This window comes from Tellurirhabdus rosea (assembly GCF_026278345.1).
In the GTDB taxonomy this organism is placed as follows: Bacteria; Bacteroidota; Bacteroidia; order Cytophagales; family Spirosomataceae; genus Tellurirhabdus; species Tellurirhabdus rosea.
Map to the genome: position 1 here is coordinate 5188552 of NZ_CP111085.1, position 18366 is coordinate 5206917.

Genomic DNA, 18366 nt, shown 5'->3' on the forward strand with positions numbered 1-18366 from the left:
GGCAGGAAAGTCCGGAACGTCGTGGATTTACTTTGCCCGGCGAAACCGGAGATGAGGGGGAAGCGCAAACCGGGCCTGACAGCCTTCGGCCAGTCCGCCGCCGAACCGCTACCGAAAGCTGTTCCCGACAGGCAGGGGAATGGGCGGGTTACCAAACGGGTTTTTCCGCCGGAGAAGTAAAAAGGCGGTTCAGCAGCCGACGAGCAATCACGGCTTCATAGCAAAAGCCGCCCGCGAACATAAAATAGAGAAAAGCGATCAGAAGCAGGGGTTTCTTAAACGAACCCTCAAAATGCCCGGTAACAACGACCTGATACAAAACGGAGGTCAACACGGGAACGATTCCCAAAAGGAGGAAAACTCCTATGGCCAGCGCAAATGGATGCAGCCGCATCACGATCCGAATCTGCACGCCTTCTTCGGAGGGAAGGAAGCGACCGTAGATTTGGGGTAAAAAGGAATTTCGGTAATGAATAATCCGCCGGATTTGAAAGCCATCTTCCGAAACGGTACCCGTAAAAGGCTGCGGTCTGGTGTCCCAGACCCGAAAAAGACGAAATTTCAGGGGTGCCACCGCGTCCGAAAGCCGCGCCAGGGCTTCCTCACGGCTCAATGACGTGTGGATGATGAATCTCCAGTAAGGAAAAAGCGGTATCATGTGCGTGCATCAAGGCGGTACGGATACATCGGGAAGGATGGCGGGCCGGAGCAGGCGCGTAATCCACCGCTTAGTCGGACAGGCAGACGCAGGAGGAAACACCGCACCTCACGACTTTTGGAGGCCTGAATCAGCTGTAATCGCTGATCCGCGTGAATTTGCCGTTACGCATTTCAAAAATACTGACGCCCCTCAGTTGCAGCGACTGGCCCGAGGTAAGCCCGTTGGGCAGATCCTGGGCAACCGTGGCCCGGTAGTCGATTTCGACGGCCGCGGCGCTGTCGCTCAACACGGCGAAACGAACCGCCTGCCTGCGTTCCGAAAAATAGGGCAGGGACTGGCGGGCAAGCTGCTCAAACGCCTGTCGGGTCGTGGTGCGGGTAATACCGGCCGAATTGGAGACATTTTCAAAGATGATTTCGTCGTCCAGTAAGGCCAGCATTGCCGGTACGTCTTTGGCGTTGTAGGCTTCGATATAGCGCTGAATGGCTTCTTCCATGCTGTTGCAGAAGGGAACTTTGACGGATTGTTTGCCAAAAAAGCAAAAAGGCCGGTATCCAAACCAGCCTTTTCGAGTTGACATCCGAAATTTTATGCCTTGTAGTTCAGCACTTCCAGAATCCGGTCCAGTTCTTCCTGCGTCGTGAACGGAATCTTGATTTCGCCCTTATGCTTTTCGTCGGCTTTGATGGAAACCTTGGTGCCGAACATGGACGAGAGCTTGAATTGCAGGCTGCGGATTTCCTGTTTGTAAGGTGTCGAACGGCGTTCGGGCAGCACTTCGGCGGGATTCGACACGTTGCGGACGGCCTCTTCCACCTTGCGCACCGACCAGTCTTCTTCAATCGTCTTGTTGAAAAGCTTGATCTGGATGTCCGGGTTGTCGATGTTGATAATCGCCCGGGCGTGGCCCATCGAAATCTTGTTGTCGCGCAGGGCCGCCTGAATCACGGGGGGCAGTTTCAGCAGGCGAATGTAGTTGTTCACCGTCGTGCGGTTCTTGCCCACGCGCTCGCCCAGTTCTTCCTGCTTCAGGCTACATTCGGTAATGAGCCGCTGGTAGCTGAGGGCAATTTCGATGGAGTTGAGGTTTTCGCGCTGGATGTTCTCGATCAGGGCCATTTCTAACATCTGCTGGTCGTTGGCCTGCCGGACATACGCCGGAATGTGCGTCAGCCCCGCGATCTTGGACGCCTGCAGACGGCGTTCGCCGGAAATCAGCTGGTAATGGTCCTTGCCCATCTGCCGCACCGTGATCGGCTGGATGATGCCCTGAACCTTGATCGACTCGGCCAGTTCGTGCAGCGCCTCCTGGTCGAAGCGCGTCCGGGGCTGGAACGGGTTGGTATCAATGTGATTGAGGTTAATCTCGGTCATGGTCGAGATCGACTCATAAGGCGACGGCTTACTCGGCCGGTTGACCGAATCGCTGTCCTGAAGTAAGGCTCCCAGTCCGCGACCCAAACCTATCATTTTTTTATTGGCGCTGGTTTTTGCGTTGCTGTTATCCATGTCTTTCCAATCGTTGAGGCACTTCGTCGAGACAGTACCGTGTGGATATTTTATCAGTCGTAAGCGGTCCGCCGCTGCGGTTAGTTGATTGTAAGCGGCTTTTGCCTGATGCCCTCCGACTTACGACTTGCGGCTAACCGCCTTATGACTCCCTACGCAACCTGGTCCTGCGGCAGCATCCCGTTTTTGGTCAGGATTTCGCGGGCGAGATTCAGGTAACTAATGGCTCCCTTGCTGTCGGCATCCTGGGCAATCACGGGCAGGCCGAAGCTCGGCGATTCGCTCAGGCGGATGTTGCGCGGGATGATGGTGTTGAATACCATGTGCTGAAAATGCGCCGTCACTTCGCCCACTACCTGATTGGACAGGCGCACGCGGAGGTCGTACATCGTCAGCAGGATGCCTTCGATGGTCAGCCGGGTGTTGAGCCGCGACTGGATAATTTTGATGGTATTGAGCAGTTTGCCGAGGCCTTCCAGGGCGAAATATTCACACTGCACCGGAATAATGACCGAATCGGCGGCGGTGAGGCTGTTGATCGTAATCAGACCGAGCGAAGGCGAGCAGTCGATGATGATGAAGTCGTAGTCGCCGATCACATCGGCGAGTGCTTCCTTCATTTTTTCTTCCCGGCTCTTGAGGTTAATCATCTCGATTTCGGCCCCGACCAGGTCGATGTGCGAAGGCAGCAGGTCGAGATTAGGAAAATCGGTCTGGATGATGGTATCGCGGGTGCGAACGCCCTCCACCATGCATTCGTAAATGCTGTTTTCGATTTCCTTCGGGTTGTAACCAAGGCCCGACGTAGAGTTGGCCTGCGGATCCGCGTCAACGATCAACGTCCGAAATTCAAGGGCCGCCAGACTGGCCGCCAGGTTAATCGTGGTGGTGGTTTTACCAACGCCGCCCTTCTGGTTGGCAATTGCAATGACTTTACCCATGGGTCTGTTCGTTACAGTCCCAAATATCTAGAGTCGGGTTTAGAAATACAAGGAATGTTTCACGGAAATTATAAAACGTTTCACAACAGTAAGTTAATGGCTTTTATATGCTTAATTGTCAAAAATAAGCGTATTTTTTAAGCTTATACTGTTTCACGGGGTGTTTCACGAGCGGTCCTAATGGCCTGTTTGTCACCCACAGAACCCCGCAGGGCCTTTTTTCCGGACCGTTCCGATCAGCGCGACCGGGCCGGAGGGGCATCCGAAGAACCGCCGTGAGAGGCGTGCCGGTCTAGGCCCATACGTTGATTCCTTCCGTGCAGTTTCGACACATTTCAATCTCCGACCGCGAGCGAATCAGCGACTGCCGGAACGCCTGGTAGGGTTCGCTCTGCCAGAGTTGCCGGAAGGACTGTTCTTTCAGGTCGCCCATCCGGTGGTGCGCGTCCTTGTCGAAGCAGCAGGGCACTACGAGGCCGTCCCAAGTCACGACGCAGGAATGCCACATTTTCCAGCAGTTGTCGCCGAAGCCGTTTTTGGTGGTATACGTCCCGTCGGGCTGCCGGGCGTAGCGGGCGTATTTGTCAATCGTAGGAATGAGGTCCGAGCCGTTTTCGTAGTCGTAGATCTGCGCCGTTTTGAGGCCGACCTCATCCACGCCGAGTTCTTCGGCCAGTTTCCGGACGTCCTCAATCTGGTGTTCGTTGGGCCGGACGACCAGAAACTGGAAAATGACGTGCGGGGTCCGGGATTTAAGCTCCTTTTTCCATTTCAGAATGTTCTTCGTCCCCTCAATCACCTTGTGCAGCTTGCCGCCGACGCGGTACTGCTGGTACACTTCCTGGGTGGTGCCGTCGATGCTGATGATGAGCCGGTCGAGACCCGATTCCACCGTTTTGCGGGCGGCCGCGTCGGTCAGGTAGTGGGCGTTGGTGGAAGTGGCGGTATAAATGCCTTTCTGGTGGGCGTAGCCGACCAGGTCCAGAAACTGCGGGTGCAGGTAGGGTTCGCCCTGAAAGTAAAAAATAAGGTACAGCAGCGTGTCGGCCAGTTCGTCGATGGTGCGTTTGAAGAGGTCTTCCGGCAGCATGCCCGTCGGGCGGGTAAACGACCGCAGGCCGCTGGGGCACTCGGGGCAGCGGAGGTTGCAGGAGGTCGTCGGTTCAAACGAGAGCGCGATGGGCAGCCCGCGATGAACCGGCTTGCCCGTCCATTTCGATTCGTAAAAGCTGGAGAGGACTTTCAGCGCGTTCCAGGCCCGGCGGGGGGTTACTTTGGAAAAAAAATTGAGGCCGTCGGACAGGTTGCGGTTCATAAGCGTACGTGAGTTTCTGCCAAAAATACGATAAATAAAGTTCCCGCAGATGGCCGGTTCGCCGCTGTGCCGATTTGGGGCCGGATTTTTACAGCGCTGTGCTGCGTACATCGGCGTGTCAAATCTGCGTCGCGGCGGTGAACCGGCAAGATGCGGGAACTTCGGGAACAAGTGCTATTTAATGATCTGTTTCATCGCCTCAATCTCGCGCTGGCTGTTGGCCACCATCCGTTCGGCATGCGCGCGAAGCGTCGGGTTTTTGGCATATTTGAGATACGTCTGCGACAGGTCGATGCCGTCCTGATGATGCTGGATCATCGTGGCAATCAGGTCCTTGTCGGCATCGCCCGTCATGCGTCCGTTCATGCCTTTCTGGGTGTCCATATCCATGGCGTTCAGCTTTTGGTTGATTTCCTGCGAGAAAGAGGGGTTGGCCGAGGCCGCCGTCAGTTCGCGGGAAAGCTGATTGAGCTCGGCCAGGTCTTTTTCTTTCTCCGGAACCAGATTGCGCATGAACGTCATCAGTTCCGGATTCTTGCCGCTTTTGAGGCCCTGCTGGATGAGGTCGATCTCCGACTGGTGGTGAATTTTCGTCAGCGTGGCGTAATCCATGTCCGGATCGCCGGTCTTGCGGGCCGATTTCATCTGGCTGGCCATCTGCGTCATCGGCTGAACCAGGGCGCTGTTGGCGTTGGTCGGGCGGCTTTCCCGTCCCTGGGCCGCCGAGCCGGTCGGGGTAGACTGGGCCAGTCCGCTGGTGCAGCCGATCACCGCCAGAAAGGCGGCCAGCCACAGGCCCGTACGTTCGGGCAAAAAGGTATGTCGTTTCATAACGTCGTTGATTGGTTGTTTTCTCTAATAACTATTTTTTGGAAAAGGAGTTGGCAGAAACCACCGGCTGCCCGGCTGATTCAGACCTATTGGCTGTTTTAATTTAGAATTATTACAAAGAATCTTGACAGCTATGCAGATCCCTTGTACTTTTACAGTGTGAAAGCGGCCAGGAACGGCCGGTGTGTTTTCTGAATTTGTACGTAAAGTGCCGACTGATCTTTTTGCACATACTTCGCTGACCGAGTTATACAGCAACGCTAAAGGCGCCACTTTCCAGTGTGACCGCACCAACCGGCTCATTGTGCAGTTTGGCGACGCCCGGATTGCCCTGCGCGTGGCGGACTTCGTGACCTTCAAGCGGCGGGTGGATTCCGTGGACATTCACACGATGCTTTTCAATCTGGACGATGCCTACGACGTCGAAATCATCAGCGCGCCCCGCACCGACCATCTGTTTGTCCTGACGCTCTGTGACCTCATTGCCCTCCGCGACCTCCTCGACGGTACGCGCTTTGTCCTTGATCTGAACTCGCTGCTGTGCGAGCGGCTGTACACTTCGCTGGTTTACTAGATAAATTATTACTTCGGAGAACGGTGTCGCCCCTTACGGTCGTGGCACCGTTTTTCTTTGCCTTTTTCGGTTCGCCGAAAGGGCCGGATTGCTTTGCTGCACCTCGTCAGCCTGGCACCGCTGTACTTAGACTCATTTCAAATTGCTCCTCTTCTGGCCTCTGAGCAAACTTTTTTTCAAAAAACTGATTAGTATTACTACCAGAAATAAGAAACAGGCACAGCCCTCTTTTATAAAATTGATAACCAGATGAAAGATTTAGTCAGAATGCGGACCTCGCTCAAGGAAGAAATTGAGCGGATTCTCAACGAACAGATAAAAATGGAAGCTCACTCGTCGGCGATTTACCTGTCGATGGCTTCGTGGTGCGACCGCAACGGCTTTGATTACAGCGCCAACTACTTCTATAAACAGTCCAACGAAGAACGGAACCACATGCTGAAGATCTTCAAGTATGTGGCCGATATGGGCGGAACGGCTGTTTCGCCGGAAGTGACCAATGTGCCCCAGGATTTTGCCGGTTTCCGCGACATTTTCGAACTGGCACTGGAGCAGGAGATTGCCGTCACGCACTCCATCAACCGGATTGTGGACGCCGCCCGCCGGGTGTACGACTTCAACACGGAAGAATTCATGATGTGGTTCGTGAAGGAACAGCGCGAAGAAGAGTACGTAGCCCGTCGCGCCGTCGAACTGTTCGACGTGATCGGTGAAGAAGGCGTTGGCCGGTACATGATCGACAAGGCAATTCCGAAAATCTCCTACGACGGCGGAGAAGCGGAATAAGCAATAGTCCAACAAAGGGAAGGGTAATGCAGGGGCGCAAAGGATTTCTGGCGCTCGGGCATTACCCTTTCTGCTTTTCGGCAAGAGAAGTGGCGGGTCCGACAAACCTTTCGGGTCTACAAATCGCTTTATCAAAAACGATTCTCCGTTTTCATGGATGTACTCATCATCGGCGGCGGACTGGCCGGACTTGTAAGCGCGCTGGAACTGGCCCGCAAAGGCTTTCGGATTACGTTAATTGAGAAGAAAACGTACCCTTTTCACAAAGTCTGCGGGGAGTACGTATCCAACGAAGTGCGGCCGTACCTGGAGTCGCTGGGCGTTGACCTGCGGGCGCTGGGCGCGTTGGTCATCGAACGCTTCCGGTTTACCTCGCCCTCGGGCCGTATGCTCGAAACGCGGCTGGACCTGGGCGGATTCGGTGTCAGTCGCTACACGCTCGACTACGCGCTCTACCAACTGGCCGAAGACGCCGGGGTGCAGTTTGTGCTCGGCAAGCAGGTGGACCGGGTGGACTTCGACGGCAATCAGTTCACAGCGGAACTTGCCGACGGGCAGCGGCTGGCGGCCCGGCTGGTGATCGGTGCTTTCGGCAAGCGTTCGAGGCTGGACAAACAACTGGGGCGGGCGTTCATGGAAAAGCCGTCGCCCTACGTGGGCGTCAAGTACCACATCCGACAGGGACCAACGCACCGGGGCTTTCCTACGGATATTATTGCCCTGCATAATTTTCAGGACGGCTACTGCGGAATGTCGGCCATTGAGGAGGGCAAATACTGTTTCTGCTACCTCACTACCCGCGAAAATGTCCGGCAGTACGGCAGCATTCCGGCGATGGAACATGCCCTGATGTACCAAAATCCGCATCTGAAGGCTGTTTTCGAAACGTTCGAGTTTGTTTTTGACAAGCCCGAAGTCATCAACGAAATCTCTTTTGCGCCCAAACGGGCCGTCGAAGACCATATCCTGATGGCCGGCGACTCCGCCGGGCTGATTACGCCGCTCTGCGGCAACGGCATGGCTATGGCCATTCATGGGGCCAAACTCGTCAGCGACGTATCCGCCGAATTTCTGCAAAACCGCATCAGCCGTTCGCAACTGGAAGCCCGGTACGAGCAGGAGTGGCAGCGGCAGTTTGCCCGTCGTCTGTGGGTAGGCCGCACCGTGCAGAAGCTTTTCGGTGCCCCCCGCCTCTCCGAACTCGCCATCTCCGTCTTCGGCTTCAAACCCCTTCTCCACGGAGTCATGCGCCAAACGCACGGGAAGGTGCTGGTGGGGTGAAGAAAGGGGAATTTTGAATGATTGAATGACAGAATGACTGATAGGGCTGTCGGGGCGGTTGAATGATGAATGGTTGAATTTTGAATGTTGAATGTTGGCTCCGCAGGGGTTAAGGAAGTGGAGTAACTCAACCGCCTCGGCGGCCCCATCAACCCGCCGGCCCCATCATCTATCAGTCATTCAGTCACTCAGTCATTGAACATTCAAAATTCAATCATTCAAAATTCCCCCTTTCTCACCCCACCGGCACTACGGTCGTGTTTTTCACTTCTGCCATCACGAAAAAGCTGCTGATGTGGAGGATGCCGGGGATGACCGAAAGGCGGTTCTGGTAGAACTGGTTATAGCTTTCCATGTCGCGGACGATGATCTTCAGCAGGTAGTCGAAGGAACCCGAAACCCGGTTGCATTCCAAGATCTCGGGTAGGCTGGCGGCGGCCTGGTCGAAGTCGGCGAAGGTGTCGCGAGTCTGTTTGTCGAGCGTCACCTGACAGTAGACCATGAGCGTATTCCCGAGTTTTTTCTTGTTGACGAGCATCACGTAGCGGTCGATAACGCCCTCTCGTTCGAGGCGCTTAATGCGTTCATGGACAGGCGTTTTTGACAGGTTGATCTGCTGGCCGATTTCCTGGATGGTCAGCCGGGCATCTTCCTGGAGAAGCTTCAGAATCTTCTGGTCAATCGCATCGAGTTCGGTCATGGTAGAACATTTTCCTGAAAAAGCCCGGATAAATTAATTTCTTGGAATATATTCCTACATAAATACGGATTATAATCCCATTTTCCCAATAATTCCTTCATACTTAGAACTAATGCACTGAAATTGTACTTTTGTGAAGTCAAGATTACACTTCACGCGAGTCAAGATTACACTTCATATTTTTCTTGCCCTATGATTATTGGTGTTCCCAAAGAAATTAAGAACAACGAGAACCGCGTTGCCCTCACGCCCGCCGGTGTTGCAGAACTGAAAAAGTACGGACACACGGTTTATGTGCAGACCAACGCCGGTCAGGGAAGCGGGTTTGTGGATGCCGAATACAAGGAAGCCGGAGCCACCATTTTGCCGACGATTGAGGAAGTGTACGGCATTGCCGACATGATCATCAAGGTAAAGGAGCCGATTGCTTCTGAGTATAACCTGATTAAAGAAAATCAACTGCTTTTCACTTATTTCCACTTTGCCTCGTCGGAAGAACTGACGCGGGCGATGATTGAGCGGAAAGCGGTCTGTCTGGCTTACGAAACGGTAGAAAAAACAGACCGTTCGCTGCCGCTGCTGGTTCCGATGTCGGAAGTAGCCGGCCGGATGGCAATTCAGGAAGGAGCCAAGTATCTGGAGAAACCGCTAAAAGGGCGGGGTATCCTGCTGGGCGGCGTGCCGGGCGTAAAGCCGGCCAATGTCCTGGTGCTGGGCGGCGGAATCGTCGGCACGCAGGCGGCCAAAATGGCGGCCGGTCTGGGCGCTCACGTGACGATCATGGACGTCAGCCTGCCGCGGCTGCGTTACCTCTCGGATATCATGCCGCCGAACGTGGTGACGATGATGTCCAATGACTACAGCATTCGGGAGCAGGTCAAAGGCGCCGACCTGATCGTTGGCGCGGTGCTGATTCCGGGTGCCAAAGCGCCGCACCTGATTACCCGCGACATGCTGAAAACCATGCGTCCGGGTACCGTTCTGGTGGACGTGGCGGTTGACCAGGGGGGCTGCATCGAAACCTGCACCCCGACGACGCACGAAAACCCGACGTACATCATCGACGACGTGGTTCACTACTGCGTAGCCAACATGCCGGGCGCTGTGCCTTACACCTCAACGCTGGCGCTGACGAACGCCACCCTGCCGTACGCGTTGCAACTGGCGAACAAAGGATGGGTGAAAGCCTGCCAGCAGAACGAAGAGCTTTGCAAAGGCCTCAACGTGGTGAACGGCAAAGTGGTGTACCAAGGCGTAGCGGATGCTTTCGGCCTGCCGCTGACCGGCATCGCCGACGTTCTACAGGAAGAGACGGCCGAATTACAGGCTTAATACGATACTTAATAAAGTTAAGGGTTTAGGAATAAAATGAATCAGAAAAGCGCGGCCAGTTTGTGCCGCGCTTTTTTCAAAAAATAAATGCCATATCTGCGAGATATGGCATTTATTTTTTGAAAAAAGAAGTTAGGCGACAGCGGCAACGATCGCTTCGGCCGAAAGCTTCTGCTGCTCCCCCGTAACCATATTTTTCAGCGCCAGAAGGCCCGTCCGCATCTCCTCCGAACCAATCAGCACGACGTACGGAATTTCCTTCTGGTTAGCGTAATCCAGCTGTTTTTTTAGCTTGGCCGAATCCGGGTAGGCTTCCGCCGGGATGTCGGCGGCCCGGAGGCGCGTCAGCAGGGGCAGGCCCACCGCGCGGGCTTCGGGGTCCATGTGTACCACCAGCACCCGGGTCGTTTGCAGTTGCGTATCCGGCCAGAGGTTCAGCTCTTCCATGACGTCGTAGATCCGGTCGACGCCCAGCGAAATGCCCACGCCCGATAGGCCCGGCATGCCGAACGTACCCGTCAGGTTGTCGTACCGGCCGCCGCCGCTGATCGAGCCGATCTGCACCCTGCCCGCTTTGACCTCAAAAATAGCCCCGGTATAGTAGGAGAGCCCCCGCGCCAGCGTGATGTCGAACTGCATCTGCGTATTTTCCAGACCGTACTGACGGACCAGCTGCCAGACTTCTTCCAGTTCGGCCAGCCCTTTGAGGCCCACTTCCGAACCGGCCAGCCAGGTTTTGAGCTGGGCAAAGGCGGCCCCAGTTTCGTCCGGAAAGGCAAACATCGGCTCCAGGCGGGCGATGGCTTCGTCGGTCAGGCCGCGCTGCTGCAGTTCCTCGATTACTTTTTCCTTGCCGATTTTATCCAGCTTATCGATGGCTACGGCCAGCGTACTTTCCTGTCCCGGTGCCCCGATGACTTCCGAGATGCCGGTCAGAATCTTGCGGTTGTTGATTTTCACCGTAAAATCCCGAACGCCGAGGTTGCGCAGGGCCTCGTGGAGCATGAGCACAATCTCCGCTTCGCACAGGAGCGAATCCGTCCCGACGACATCGGCGTCGCATTGCACAAATTCGCGGTAGCGGCCTTTCTGCGGCCGGTCGGCGCGCCAGACGGGCTGAATCTGGTAGCGTTTGAACGGCATCGGCAGGGCGTGCCGGTTCATGACCACGTAACGGGCAAAGGGAACGGTCAGGTCATAACGCAGACCTTTTTCCGAGATTTTCAGGGCCAGTTTCCGGGAGCCTTCAGCCAGGTCGGTGGCGGTTAGTTTATCGGCGAATTCGCCGGAATTCAGAACTTTAAACAGAAGTTGGTCGCCTTCCTCGCCGTATTTTCCCATCAGGACCGACAGGTTTTCGAGGGCGGGCGTTTCGAGCGGCTGAAACCCGTAGCGCCGGAAGGTTTCGCGGATGGTATTCAGCAGAAACATCCGTTTGCGCATCTGTTCCGGCCCAAAATCGCGGGTGCCGCGAGCTAAGCTTGGTTTTTGCATGGCGCAAAAGTACAAACAAAGTCGTAAGTCATAAAGTCGCAGGTAGCTCTGCCAGGCTAGAAAACGGCAAACCACCTACGACTTGCGACTTTATGACTTACGACTTTGCTTACTTGCCTACTCTTTCGTACTTTTGCGAACTATTTTGAACCAGATATAAAATTCATACAACAATGGGAGTTTCAGAACTGAAGCGCAAAGACCGCAAAAATAAGGCTCGTGCCAACAACAAACAGCAGAAGATTAAGCAGCTGCTGCGCCGTCCGGACATCAAAAACGTAGACGTAGAAGCCATCAAGGCCTCTTTCGCCGAGAAGAAGCAGCAGGCGGCGGAGTAAAGTTGGATGGCGTCGGGGCGAAGCGGCCCGGTAGCCTCTGAGGCGACCCGCCCGGCCTTTATCCCGTAGCCACTCTGAAACTCTGTTATTGATACAAAACCTCGTTACGGCTTACGGACGGGGTTTTCTTTTTTCAACAGGAGTCGAATCTCTTTTTTGAGGCGGCGGCGGTATTCGCGGCGAATCGTCATCTGGGCCCGGTACACAATAGCCTGGCCGAATAACGAGATACCGGCGTTGATGACAACCAAACTGTACGTTCCCAGCAGAAACCAGCGGCTGAAGGGCTCTCCGTGTTCCTTGAGCATCGCGGCGCTATGAAACACACAAAGACCGTAACCGATCATCATCAGACTGATGGGCGAGAGCAGGAGCCATTTGGTCCGGGTGCTCATGTTCTTCAGCAGGCGTCTGCCGGGCGGCTTGTGGGGTTTCGGCGGTGTCGTCATGGGGTGAAAAGTATTGGTTGACAAATGTATGAGCAAAGCAACATTTTGTAGACTTTTGTTCCAAAGTAGTTATAAAATGGCGTTTTTTGCTCAAACCTGCCGTGGTTTTAGGTCTGATAATTCATGAAAAAGCTGATAAGTTTTGTTCTCCGGTATGTGCCGCGCCCGATGTTGCAGCGCGTGAGCCATTATGCCCTGAAAGGAATGGCTGTTTTTTACCGGGGAAACAAGGTGGAATGTCCGGTCTGCGGCAGCCATTTCCGGGAATTTGTGCCTTACGGCCGCATGCCCGCCCGCCCCAACGCCCTTTGCCCGGATTGCCTGTCGCTCGAACGGCACCGCCTGATGTACCTGTATCTGCAACGGAAAACCAACTTTTTCCAGAGCAACCTGAAAGTACTGCACGTGGCCCCGGAGCACTGCTTCATCAAACGCTTCGAAAAGCAGAAAAACCTCGATTACATTACCGCGGACATCGAATCGCCGCTGGCTAAGGTGAAAATGGACATCCACCACATTCCTTTTGCTGACAATACCTTCGACGTGGCGTTCTGCAACCACGTCATGGAACACGTGGACGACGATGTCCGGGCGAGCAGTGAACTGTACCGCGTGCTGAAACCCGGCGGCTGGGCCATCATCCAGTCACCCATCGACTACAGCCGGGCGACTACGTTTGAAGACCCCACCATCACCGACCCCAAAGAACGGGAACGCCTGTTCTGGCAAAGCGACCACGTCCGGCTCTACGGACAGGATTACGCAGAACGCCTCGCCAAAGGCGGTTTTTCCGTCAAAGAAGACCGGTTTGTGATGGAGATGCCCAAAGAGGAAGTGCAGCGGTTCGCGCTGCCGGGGGGAGAGATTATCTACTTCTGCAAGAAAATCTGAACCGGGATTCACCGGAGGTCTGGAACCGGGATTACACAGATTTAAGGATTCACTTGATTTTTTATTGAGGCGAAGCAATCATAGTTAATCCTTTAATCTGTGTAATCCCGGTCAAGACGTTACAGCACTGCCTCGTACACCTTATCCCGAGCTTTCTCCAGTCCCACGTGCAGGGGGCTGTCGGTGACGGTTCCCAGATTGACTCCGATGAACACGTAGACGCCCTCTTTCGGAAAATAATATAGTTCGCAGCCCGCGCCGATGCCGCCGCCCGAATGGCCCCAGCCTTCGTGGCCGTTGATGGTCGTTGGAATGAGGCCCAGGCCGTAGGCCGGTTTGCCCTGCGGGTCGTTCACCCAGGTTTTCATCTGCGCCATGGTTGCGGCAGAAAGCAGTTTTCCCTCCATCAGCCCTTTCAGAAATTTGACCGCATCAACGGGCGTCGCCACGATGCCATCGTCGCCGATGAGGGCAGCCACGTTGTTGCGCTGGAGCCGGGAGGCATTCTCGACAATGCCGTCGCTGTGGCGATCCCAGTAGGCGTTGACCAGATTCGGGTAGTTCAGGTAGCCCGGCTGGCTGCGGTAGAAGGTCTGCGTCAGGCCCAGCGGCTCAAAAATGGTCTGGGTGATAAACCGGGCGTGGTCGCCGGTAAGGGCGTCGGTCAGCAGGGCCAGCAGCACAAAGTTGGTGTTGCGGTACGAATGCCGGCTGCCGGGCTCGAAGGTCAGCGGCTTGCCATTAATGTATTTCAGGTAATCTTCCGGCGTAAACGGATAGTCCGGCTTCTGGAGGAGCGTCGTGACGTAAGCCGGCTCGCTGTTGTACTCCGGAACGCCGGAGGTGTGGTTCAGCAGCATGCGCACCGTGATTTTTTGGGCATCGGCAATGTAGCGGCTGTAGCGATCGGGCAGGTACCGCGTCATGGGCGCATCCAGATCCACTTTGCCCTGCTCATATAACTTCAGGACCGCCACGGCCATGTAAGTTTTCGCCACGCTTTGCAGATACTGGAGGTGGCAGGGTTCCATCGCCGTTTTGTCTTCAATTTTGGCGTAACCCGCCGATGTCGTCCACCAGCCTTCTTTGGAATAAACGGCCAGTACGGCACCCGGAACCCCCGATTTGGCGAGCTCTTTGATCGCCGCACCGGCGGCGGCCGCCCGGGAATATTCGGCGTTTATAATTTCGGATGAATTGCACTTGGCTGACGGAAGATCCGCGCGGTAGACGGAGCAATTCGTCAGAAAAAATAGCAAAAGAAAAAGAGAAAAAATCGATTTCATGACTTTACGTTTCAGAAGTATTTGTTGTTTGAATTAATGAAAATGGATACGCGAACCTACCTGAATCAGCGTTTGCGGCACAAGCGGAATGCTCTGGTTATAGCCGTTAACCAGCACCATCTGGTAACTGGCAAAGGGTGAAAAAGGCGTGCGCGAATTGGGATTGTTATACCCAATAGAAATTCCAACCGGAACGGCCAGCATGCCTTTTCCTTTATGCCCGACGGAGACCCATTCGCCCTCAACGGATTTGTAGGATTCTACTGGACGAAAAGACATCAGATAACCGGCTCCGGCTTTGACTTCCGTATAAATATTGGAAAAAAGAGCCGGTCGCCAGGCCGTTTGGGTGTAGGCCAGCACACCGTTGCCGACCACTTTGTTCCGGTACCAGACCACATTGAATTGCTGGGCCCAGTTGTGCCGTCCGTTCAGGCTTACTTCGGTGCCCAGGCCGAGGCCGACGTTCGTGAAGTTGGTCTTCAGATCCCGGAAGGGGAGCGAGAGGGAGTGGAATTGGAGCGTGACCACCAGCGGGAAATTTCGATAGGCCCGCGGCGCCTCCGTCTGGCCGCGGGAGATGAGGGCCAGAAGACAGCCCAGTACGGTTCCGATTAGCTTTGTTGTTTTCATGCGCAATTTTTTTGCGCAAGGTAAAGCTCAAAAAGTGCGTACAGAGGCTGTCCGGGCCGATTTTCCGGTGAAGTGTAGCCGATTTCCCGACGAAATGAACTTACTCGGGCCGAAACCAGGCCTTGAATGCGGCGGCTTTGATGCGGCTGACGGGGATTTCGGAGGGGAACAGTTCGGTTTTTTGCAGCAGGACCAGCAGCTTTCCGTTTTCCGCCCGTTTGAAGCCCGTAATAAACTGCCGGTGCAGAATGTACTGCCGGTTCAGCCGGAAGAAAAAAGCGGGCGGGATTTGCTGCTCAACTTTGTCGAGCGACTGGTCGAGGTAATATTTATTGCCCGCCAGATGACAGGCCACGGCATAGTCGCCTTCGACGTAAAAACCGGGAATTTCGTCAAATTTTAACCACAATTCCTTTTTGCCGAATCGGACGGGAAAACCTTCCTGTTTAATGCGGTTTTCTTCCTGTCGTTTGTTTTCGGCATCCTGCAATTCGTAGTAATAATGAAGCCCGATGTAAATGCCGTTGATGACAAAAAACCAGATGCTGATGATGAACAGGTCGCGGGTATAAAAAATCAGCGGAGCTGGTTTTCCCAGCGCAATCCAGCTGACCAGTTCGGTCAATAAACTAATGACGGCCAGACCAAGCAGCGTGGTGCTGAGCGCCTGAAAAAGAATGCGCTTTAATGGCCCTCTGTAATAGGGCCATTTTTTGTCGAGGTAAATGATAAACTGACGCACCGCGTACCAGGCCAGATAGCCCTGCACCGTATCAATTGTAAAGGTCAATAATAAAAAACCATTGAACTGAATATTCGGGTAGGTCAGGTAATAATTAAAACCGCTGATAAACGGAATTAAAATCAAAAACAAAGGCACATCCGGATGGTACGGGTTTTTTAACTCGCGTTGCGCCTGCATGGAAGATAACGGTTAAAAAGTCAGGAAGGGTACTCCATAAATTCACCGGTTTCGCGGTGGCCTTTCGGCTCGCGCAGCTTTTTCCAGCCTTCGCTCAGAAAACCGACACCGTAGCCGGTCAGCTGGACAAAAGCGGCGATGACGCTCAGCAGACCCACTTTCAGACTTTTCTCCCTGCGGGTGCCGTCGATCAAGATAGCTAATGAAAACAACAAAAGAAAGCCGAGCGCCAGGCCGAACAGAACCGGACTGATCAGCGCCAGCAAAGGCACCGAGGCCAGCCCTAGCGTAAAGACCGCCGGAAAGGTATGGACGAGCTTTAACTCAGCCGGAAAAAACCGGGAAATGTTGATCCGCGCCCGTCCGAAGAACCGCAGTTGCCGGTAAAACTGCCGGAAGTCCGTGCGCCGCTTGTGGTAGATGAACGCCTCCGGAATGAGACCCGTTTTGAAGCCGTTTTCGATAATCCGGATAGCAAACTCGATGTCTTCGCCCATCCGGCTGATTTTGTACCCGCCGATTTTCTCGTAGACCTGCCGCGAAAGGCCCATGTTGAAGCTGCGGGGGTGGTACGTTCCGCCCAGATTTTTGCTGCTGCCCCGGATACCGCCCGTTGTGAAGGGCGAGGTCATGGAATAGCTGATGGCTTTCTGAACAGGCGTGAAATCCGGGTGAGCCGCGTCCGGACCGCCGTAAGCGTCGAGCCAGGACGTTTGAAGCCGCTTTTCAACGGCTTCGAAATAATGCGGCGGCACCAGGGCGTCGGAGTCGAAAATGACGAAATAGTCGCCCGTCGCCCGCTGAAAACCGTAGTTGCGCGTGAAGCCCTGCCCGCTGTTGGGCTTGAAGAAATACCGGATAGGGAGCCGGTCGCGGAATGAGTCGGCCACCTGCTCCGCCTTGTCCACCGAGCCGTCTTCGATGACCAGAATCTCGTCGGGAATACGGGTTTGTTTCGCCAGCGAATCCAGCAGCTCGCGCAGTTCGTCGGGGCGATTGTAGACGGGGATGAGAACGGTGAAACGCATGATCGTTGAATTTTGAAGGATGAATGCTGAAGGCGGCCTCGCTCGATACAAAGCGGCGCAGCCATTCAACATTCATCCTTCAGCACTAAATAACCTCTTTCAGGCTCTCCTCGTTCGCCGCAATGACCTCCTCCACCAGCTCGTCGGTCAGGGCTGTGGACAGGAAGAGGCTTTCGAACTGGGAGGGGGCCAGGTACACGCCGCGCCGGAGCATGGCGTGGAAATAACGGCCGAACAGCGGAAGGTCGCAGGTTTTGGCTTCCTCAAAATTCGTCACCGGCTTGTCGGTCATAAACAGCGTGAACATCGAGCCCAGGTGGTTGATGGTGAAGGGAAGCCCCAGCTTTTGGAGGCTGTTCTGGAAGCCCGTCACCATTTTGCTGCCGATTTCCTCCAGACGCGTGTACACCTCCGGATGCCCGTGCAGGTGCCGCAGCATGGCCAGACCCGCCGACATGGCGATCGGGTTGCCCGAAAGCGTGCCCGCCTGGTACACCGGACCCGCCGGCGAAACGACGTTCATGATGTCCGCGCGACCGCCGTAGGCCCCCACGGGCATGCCGCCGCCGATGATCTTGCCCATCGTCGTCAGGTCCGGGCGGATGCCGAAGCGCTCCTGCGCCCCGCCTTTCGCCAGCCGGAAGCCGGTCATGACCTCGTCAAAAATCAGCAGAATGTCGTTCTTGTCGCAAAGCTCGCGGATGCCTTCCAGAAAGCCCGGCTCGGGCAGGACGCAGCCCATGTTGCCAACAACCGGCTCCAGAATGATCGCCGCAATCTGGTTGTGGTTGTTGTCGATGAGCATTTCAACGGCCCGGAGGTCGTTGTAGGGCGCCGTGAGCGTGTCGTGGGCCGTGGCCTTCGTCACGCCGGGACTGTCGGGCACGCCCATCGTGACCGCTCCGCTGCCGGCGGCAATCAGGAAGGAGTCGCCGTGACCGTGGTAACAGCCCTCGAACTTGATGATTTTATCGCGGCCGGTAAAGCCCCGGGCTACCCGGATAGCCGCCATCGTCGCTTCGGTGCCGGAATTTACCATCCGGACTTTCTCGACCGACGGAACGATCTCCGTAATCAGTTCGGCCATTTCCACCTCCTTGCGGGTCGGGGCGCCGAACGAAAACGAGTGCTGGATGGCCTCGCGCACGGCTTCCTCCACCGGCTCGAAGGCGTGACCGAGAATCATCGGCCCCCAGGAATTGATGAGTTCGATATAGCGGTTGCCGTCTTCGTCGTAGATGTACGGTCCTTTGGCAGATTTAATAAACAGCGGTGTGCCGCCCACCGCCCGAAACGCCCGTACCGGCGAGTTTACCCCCCCCGGAATGAGCGTCTTGGCCTGTTCGAAAAGTTGCTGGCTGGTTGTCATAATTTAATGAGTGAATGAGTGAATGA

General features: G+C 55.1%; 20 protein-coding genes. 6 read left to right on the plus strand and 14 right to left on the minus strand.

The genetic code is table 11. The annotated features are described in order from the left end of the window. Positions 1-148: 148 nt before the first annotated feature. From ORG26_RS21890 to ORG26_RS21915, 6 genes are all read right to left on the minus strand, one after another. Entirely contained in the window at positions 149-412 is a 264-nt protein-coding gene (locus ORG26_RS21890; RefSeq protein WP_266365654.1) for a hypothetical protein, read from the minus strand. Between the two features lie 376 nt (positions 413-788). Further along, positions 789-1157: a nuclear transport factor 2 family protein gene (locus tag ORG26_RS21895; RefSeq protein WP_266365656.1), complete on the minus strand. Its 369-nt coding sequence runs from the start codon at positions 1155-1157 to the stop codon at positions 789-791. A gap of 92 nt (positions 1158-1249) precedes the next feature. After that, the gene (locus ORG26_RS21900; RefSeq protein ID WP_266365658.1) at positions 1250-2170 is read right to left on the minus strand and encodes a ParB/RepB/Spo0J family partition protein; all 921 of its coding nucleotides are present in this window, start codon (positions 2168-2170) and stop codon (positions 1250-1252) included. A gap of 152 nt (positions 2171-2322) precedes the next feature. Then, positions 2323-3111: a ParA family protein gene (locus ORG26_RS21905; protein WP_266365660.1), complete on the minus strand. Its 789-nt coding sequence runs from the start codon at positions 3109-3111 to the stop codon at positions 2323-2325. Positions 3112-3403: 292 nt separating this feature from the next. Beyond that, positions 3404-4426, minus strand: a complete 1023-nt coding sequence (locus tag ORG26_RS21910; protein WP_266365662.1) for an SPASM domain-containing protein — start codon at positions 4424-4426, stop codon at positions 3404-3406. 174 nt (positions 4427-4600) lie between these two features. Continuing rightward, positions 4601-5257 (minus strand): DUF305 domain-containing protein, encoded by a 657-nt coding sequence (locus ORG26_RS21915; RefSeq protein ID WP_266365664.1) that lies wholly within the window; start codon positions 5255-5257, stop codon positions 4601-4603. 208 nt (positions 5258-5465) lie between these two features. Here ORG26_RS21915 and ORG26_RS21920 point away from each other — a divergent pair, with 208 nt between their 5' ends. From ORG26_RS21920 to ORG26_RS21930, 3 genes are all read left to right on the plus strand, one after another. Next, positions 5466-5831 carry a hypothetical protein gene (locus ORG26_RS21920; RefSeq protein ID WP_266365666.1) on the plus strand — a complete coding sequence of 122 codons (366 nt, stop codon included), beginning with the start codon at positions 5466-5468 and terminating at the stop codon, positions 5829-5831. A gap of 249 nt (positions 5832-6080) precedes the next feature. Beyond that, the gene (locus ORG26_RS21925; protein ID WP_266365668.1) at positions 6081-6617 is read left to right on the plus strand and encodes a ferritin; all 537 of its coding nucleotides are present in this window, start codon (positions 6081-6083) and stop codon (positions 6615-6617) included. 153 nt (positions 6618-6770) lie between these two features. Further along, positions 6771-7898, plus strand: coding sequence for an NAD(P)/FAD-dependent oxidoreductase (locus ORG26_RS21930; protein ID WP_266365670.1), 1128 nt, complete (start codon positions 6771-6773; stop codon positions 7896-7898). 235 nt (positions 7899-8133) lie between these two features. On the opposite strand, the gene ORG26_RS21935 is transcribed toward ORG26_RS21930, so the two are convergent. Further along, entirely contained in the window at positions 8134-8598 is a 465-nt protein-coding gene (locus tag ORG26_RS21935; RefSeq protein ID WP_266365672.1) for an Lrp/AsnC family transcriptional regulator, read from the minus strand. 192 nt (positions 8599-8790) lie between these two features. Here ORG26_RS21935 and ald point away from each other — a divergent pair, with 192 nt between their 5' ends. Continuing rightward, positions 8791-9930 carry an alanine dehydrogenase gene (ald, locus tag ORG26_RS21940; RefSeq protein ID WP_266365674.1) on the plus strand — a complete coding sequence of 380 codons (1140 nt, stop codon included), beginning with the start codon at positions 8791-8793 and terminating at the stop codon, positions 9928-9930. A gap of 132 nt (positions 9931-10062) precedes the next feature. Here ald and hisS read toward each other — a convergent pair whose 3' ends face one another. Continuing rightward, a complete protein-coding gene (gene hisS / locus ORG26_RS21945; RefSeq protein ID WP_266365676.1) occupies positions 10063-11424 on the minus strand; it encodes a histidine--tRNA ligase in 1362 nt (453 codons plus the stop codon). 173 nt (positions 11425-11597) lie between these two features. On the opposite strand from hisS, the gene ORG26_RS21950 reads away from it, so the two are divergent. After that, entirely contained in the window at positions 11598-11762 is a 165-nt protein-coding gene (locus tag ORG26_RS21950; RefSeq protein WP_266365678.1) for a hypothetical protein, read from the plus strand. Between the two features lie 104 nt (positions 11763-11866). On the opposite strand, the gene ORG26_RS21955 is transcribed toward ORG26_RS21950, so the two are convergent. Further along, positions 11867-12211 (minus strand): hypothetical protein, encoded by a 345-nt coding sequence (locus ORG26_RS21955; protein ID WP_266365680.1) that lies wholly within the window; start codon positions 12209-12211, stop codon positions 11867-11869. Between the two features lie 123 nt (positions 12212-12334). On the opposite strand from ORG26_RS21955, the gene ORG26_RS21960 reads away from it, so the two are divergent. Next, complete coding sequence (locus ORG26_RS21960; RefSeq protein ID WP_266365682.1) at positions 12335-13102, plus strand: class I SAM-dependent methyltransferase; 768 nt, start codon at positions 12335-12337, stop codon at positions 13100-13102. 119 nt (positions 13103-13221) lie between these two features. On the opposite strand, the gene ORG26_RS21965 is transcribed toward ORG26_RS21960, so the two are convergent. The 5 genes from ORG26_RS21965 to hemL form a co-directional block, all read right to left on the minus strand. Beyond that, positions 13222-14388, minus strand: coding sequence for a serine hydrolase domain-containing protein (locus tag ORG26_RS21965; RefSeq protein ID WP_266365684.1), 1167 nt, complete (start codon positions 14386-14388; stop codon positions 13222-13224). Between the two features lie 33 nt (positions 14389-14421). Beyond that, positions 14422-15021 (minus strand): hypothetical protein, encoded by a 600-nt coding sequence (locus tag ORG26_RS21970; RefSeq protein WP_266365686.1) that lies wholly within the window; start codon positions 15019-15021, stop codon positions 14422-14424. A gap of 100 nt (positions 15022-15121) precedes the next feature. After that, entirely contained in the window at positions 15122-15943 is an 822-nt protein-coding gene (locus ORG26_RS21975) for a LytR/AlgR family response regulator transcription factor (RefSeq protein ID WP_266365688.1), read from the minus strand. Positions 15944-15963: 20 nt separating this feature from the next. After that, complete coding sequence (locus tag ORG26_RS21980) at positions 15964-16971, minus strand: glycosyltransferase family 2 protein (protein ID WP_266365690.1); 1008 nt, start codon at positions 16969-16971, stop codon at positions 15964-15966. Between the two features lie 85 nt (positions 16972-17056). After that, positions 17057-18340, minus strand: a complete 1284-nt coding sequence (hemL, locus tag ORG26_RS21985; protein ID WP_266365692.1) for a glutamate-1-semialdehyde 2,1-aminomutase — start codon at positions 18338-18340, stop codon at positions 17057-17059. Between the last annotated feature and the right edge of the window lie 26 nt (positions 18341-18366).